Below are 3,245 nucleotides of genomic sequence, written 5' to 3'. Positions count from 1 at the left end.
ACACCAAAGTTTACCTTACCTCCACGAGAAACAAAACCGTTATCACCAGAGCCAGGTTTGCCTTCATCAGCAGTGGTGATTCCTGATGAAGCAGTATTTACAGCGCCGATTAAAAGGCGGATTGGTGGTACGCCAATTGTGGAAGTCACCTTCAATGGTCAGCAACAATTTGAGATGATTGTGGATACGGGAGCAAGTGGCACTGTCATCACCCAAGAGATGGCTAATGCTTTGGGAGTCGTGACGGTGGGAAAAGCTAAGGCAAACACCGCGAGTTCCAGAGCGGTAGAATTTCCTGTGGGCTATGTTAATTCGATGGCAGTTGGCGGGGTAATGGTAAATAAAATACCAGTAGCGATCGCAGGTACGGAACTAGAAACTGGACTTTTAGGACATGACTTTTTTGGTAATTATGATGTCACCATTAAGCGTAATGTCGTGGAGTTTCGCCCGCAATTGCGATCGCAAATCAATTCCCCAGAAACTCAACCAACTGCTCCAACTTCGTCCAAGCAGCCCCACTTTGTAGGATATCCTTAGCGATTTTAATTCCTTGGGCGTGATCGAGGAAGGCGATCGTACCCGCGACTTGCAGCGCCAACGACGCATTTAAGGCAACTGCGTCCTGTTGCGCCTGAGTTCCCTTACCTTGGAGTACAGCCTTAAGAATCTCCGCGTTCTCTTGGACATCTCCACCCCGAAGCATACCTATAGGAGCAGGCGTTAAATCCAAATCTAGGGGATTAATAGTAGTTAACTGTACTTCTCCATCTAATAAAACCGCTAAGTCAGTTTCATCTCCTAACCCAGCCTCATCAAGTTTTTCTCGCCCGTGTAGCACAATCGCCTTTTCCTTACCCAAATTCTGTAAAGCTTCGGCAACAGTTGCCAAAAGCTTGGGAGTAAATAAGCCTACTACCTGCCCAGTTGGACGCAAAGGATTTACTAACGGCCCAAGTAAATTAAATACTGTTCGTACTCTGAGAGTCCGCCGTAATTGAGCAACTGCTTTGAGTGCTGGATGCCAACCAGCGGCAAACAAGAAAGTGATCCCGACTTCTTGTAGTGCGGCTTGTACTTTTTCGCTGGATGCACTCAAGTTTACACCCAAGGCTTCCAATACATCTGCACTTCCTGTGAGACTTGAAGCTGAACGATTGCCGTGTTTGGCAACGGGTACGCCAGATGCAGCAGCAACAAAAGCAACTGCTGTAGAAATATTAAAGGTTGATGACCCATCTCCACCAGTGCCACAGGTATCTATTACAGTGCTGAGTGGTGGTAAGTGCTGAGGGCTGAGTGGCGAACATTGAGATTGTAATACTTCAGCCATACCAGTCAACTCGTCGGCAGAAATGCCTTTAAAGTTCAGTGCTGTTAAAATAGCCCCTGACAACTCTGGGGGAACCGCTTCACTGAGCCAACCTTGCATCAATTCAGCAGATTGAGTCCGAGACAATGATTGCCCATCTATTAATTGTTGCAACAGAATATACCAGCTAGCAGAGGATTCTTGAGCAGAGATTGGGGAAGTTGCCATAGCCAAGGTTTTTGTAGGTATGGGAGCTATCCTACCGAAAAATGAGAAAGTAGCAGCCAAGTTGGGAAACTAAAATCCCAACTTTTTGCTGTTCTTAGGAGTTGACATTTAAGCAATTACTTATGTATTCTATAATTAAGCATTTGCTTAAATATATGGTTAATAGGAATGAGTAGACCTGCTGCCAGTGCCGATGTTTTTGTGGCGATCGCAGATCCCACACGCAGGGCGCTACTGGATCTGTTACGTAGTGGTGAGCAACCAGTCAAAGAACTAGCCCAGCCATTTGCCATGAGCTTGCCAGCGATTTCTCAGCACTTACAGATTCTTTGCGAAGCAGGCTTAGTACAAATGCGAAAAGCAGGGCGACAGCGTTTCTATCGGCTAAACCCGGAGCCATTGAAACATATATCTGAATGGATTGCTCATTACGAGCAGTTTTGGCAAGAAAAACTCGATGCCCTTGGCAATTATTTGGAGGAAAATTGATGCTCCGATTGAATATGGAAGTGTTCTATCCCTATCCTCCCCAACGGGTTTGGCAGGTACTCACTAACCGTCAGGCATTGGCAGTATGGCTAATGGAAAACGACTTTGAGCCGCGTTTGGGACACAAATTCCGATTTGTGCATTCGACACTGCCAGGGCTGGAGGGAGACATAGACTGTCAGGTAATTGAACTTGATGAGCCAAGACGATTGGCATTCACTTGGCAAGACAGTATGATGTGCCAGCCTTCAGTTGTTACCTGGACAATCCAACCCGTAGTTGGGGGTACAAAACTTCTACTTGAACATAAAGATTTGATTCAAAAAGCCATCAAGCTAAATGAACCAATGGAAATTTCCCAACCGTGGCAAGGCAAATTTATGCATGAGTCCAAGGCAGGGATGCAGACAGTAATACCAAATAATCGCAACTCTGTATTCTCATCAATACCCGTTGGTAGATATGAGGTATTAGATAGTATCGTTCTTAGTTATTTTCTCAATGGTGGATGGAACTATAGTTTGCATGAAAAACTACCGCAAATCTTAGTCAAAGATTCCAGTAGTTAAAGTGTAAATTCACATATTGCACACCAATAATTACATTTAAATTTAAAGCTTGGCAACATTATCATTTGTACTTAGACGAGTATTAGCCAAGCCACATTAAATTGAGCTTTTGGAAAATTAAATATGAATAAACAGACTTTTGTTGACACAGAAGCTGAAACATGGTTTGAGTTTCAGCCTGTTCCAGGTACGAAATTATTGCCATTAGCTGAACCAGTGCCAAAAGGTTCAATTCATAGACTAAAAATGATTGCTGGCACAGTAATTCCAGTTCACTACCATCCTTGTGGTGAATATGTTTATGTCCTAAATGGAACGATTGAAACTGCTGAACGTGAATGTAAAGCAGGAACATTTTGGTTTACGCCTGCTTATACCCAGAATGGCCCTCACAAAGCAATTACGTCCGTTGAGCTTATTACAATTCGTCTTGGTGAGATGGGAATCTTTGAGGAGTTATAAAAAACCTAATTTTCTCAAAAAATTAGCTTAACAGTTTATTCCAAGCATAGTTCATTTAGTTAAGACCTGTTCTTTTTTGGAGATATTAAATATGAATCATCAGACTCAACTAAGTATCCCAATGATTATTCAACAATCAGAAAGGGGGGAACGAGCATTAGACATTTATTCAAGCTTACTTGCAG

General features: G+C 43.3%; 5 protein-coding genes. 4 read left to right on the top strand and 1 reads right to left on the bottom strand.

Translation table 11 applies throughout. The features are described from left to right. Window positions 1-540 (top strand): retropepsin-like aspartic protease family protein (locus tag IQ229_RS20100; RefSeq protein WP_194046761.1); only part of this gene is annotated, 540 nt, incomplete at its 5' end. On the opposite strand, the gene trpD is transcribed toward IQ229_RS20100, so the two are convergent. Beyond that, window positions 470-1,540 (bottom strand): anthranilate phosphoribosyltransferase, encoded by a 1,071-nt coding sequence (trpD, locus tag IQ229_RS20095; RefSeq protein ID WP_194046759.1) that lies wholly within the window; start codon window positions 1,538-1,540, stop codon window positions 470-472. The two genes, IQ229_RS20100 and trpD, sit on opposite strands and share 71 nt — an antisense overlap. Before the next feature lie 168 nt (window positions 1,541-1,708). Between trpD and IQ229_RS20090 the strand changes: the two genes are divergently transcribed. The 3 genes from IQ229_RS20090 (at window position 1,709) to IQ229_RS20080 (ending at window position 3,060) form a co-directional block, all read left to right on the top strand. After that, window positions 1,709-2,029 carry an ArsR/SmtB family transcription factor gene (locus IQ229_RS20090; RefSeq protein WP_194046757.1) on the top strand — a complete coding sequence of 107 codons (321 nt, stop codon included), beginning with the start codon at window positions 1,709-1,711 and terminating at the stop codon, window positions 2,027-2,029. Beyond that, window positions 2,029-2,598, top strand: a complete 570-nt coding sequence (locus tag IQ229_RS20085) for an SRPBCC family protein (protein ID WP_194046755.1) — start codon at window positions 2,029-2,031, stop codon at window positions 2,596-2,598. The genes IQ229_RS20090 and IQ229_RS20085 overlap by 1 nt, the downstream gene beginning before the upstream one ends. Window positions 2,599-2,721: 123 nt before the next feature. After that, window positions 2,722-3,060 carry a cupin domain-containing protein gene (locus tag IQ229_RS20080; RefSeq protein WP_194046753.1) on the top strand — a complete coding sequence of 113 codons (339 nt, stop codon included), beginning with the start codon at window positions 2,722-2,724 and terminating at the stop codon, window positions 3,058-3,060. Window positions 3,061-3,245 lie beyond the last annotated feature (185 nt).

It is taken from the genome of Nostoc cf. edaphicum LEGE 07299 (genome assembly GCF_015207245.1).
GTDB classification, from domain to species: Bacteria; Cyanobacteriota; Cyanobacteriia; order Cyanobacteriales; family Nostocaceae; genus Nostoc; species Nostoc edaphicum_B.
Note: the sequence above shows the minus strand (reverse complement) of the source record. Positions and strands in the feature narration are given on the sequence as shown.

Excerpts from the sequence above, each read along its gene's own strand:
- IQ229_RS20080 (WP_194046753.1), top strand. The coding sequence starts at position 2,722 with ATGAATAAACAGACTTTTGTTGACACAGAAGCTGAAACATGGTTTGAG.
- IQ229_RS20085 (WP_194046755.1), top strand. The coding sequence starts at position 2,029 with ATGCTCCGATTGAATATGGAAGTGTTCTATCCCTATCCTCCCCAACGG.
- trpD (WP_194046759.1), bottom strand. The coding sequence starts at position 1,540 with ATGGCAACTTCCCCAATCTCTGCTCAAGAATCCTCTGCTAGCTGGTAT.
- IQ229_RS20090 (WP_194046757.1), top strand. The coding sequence starts at position 1,709 with ATGAGTAGACCTGCTGCCAGTGCCGATGTTTTTGTGGCGATCGCAGAT.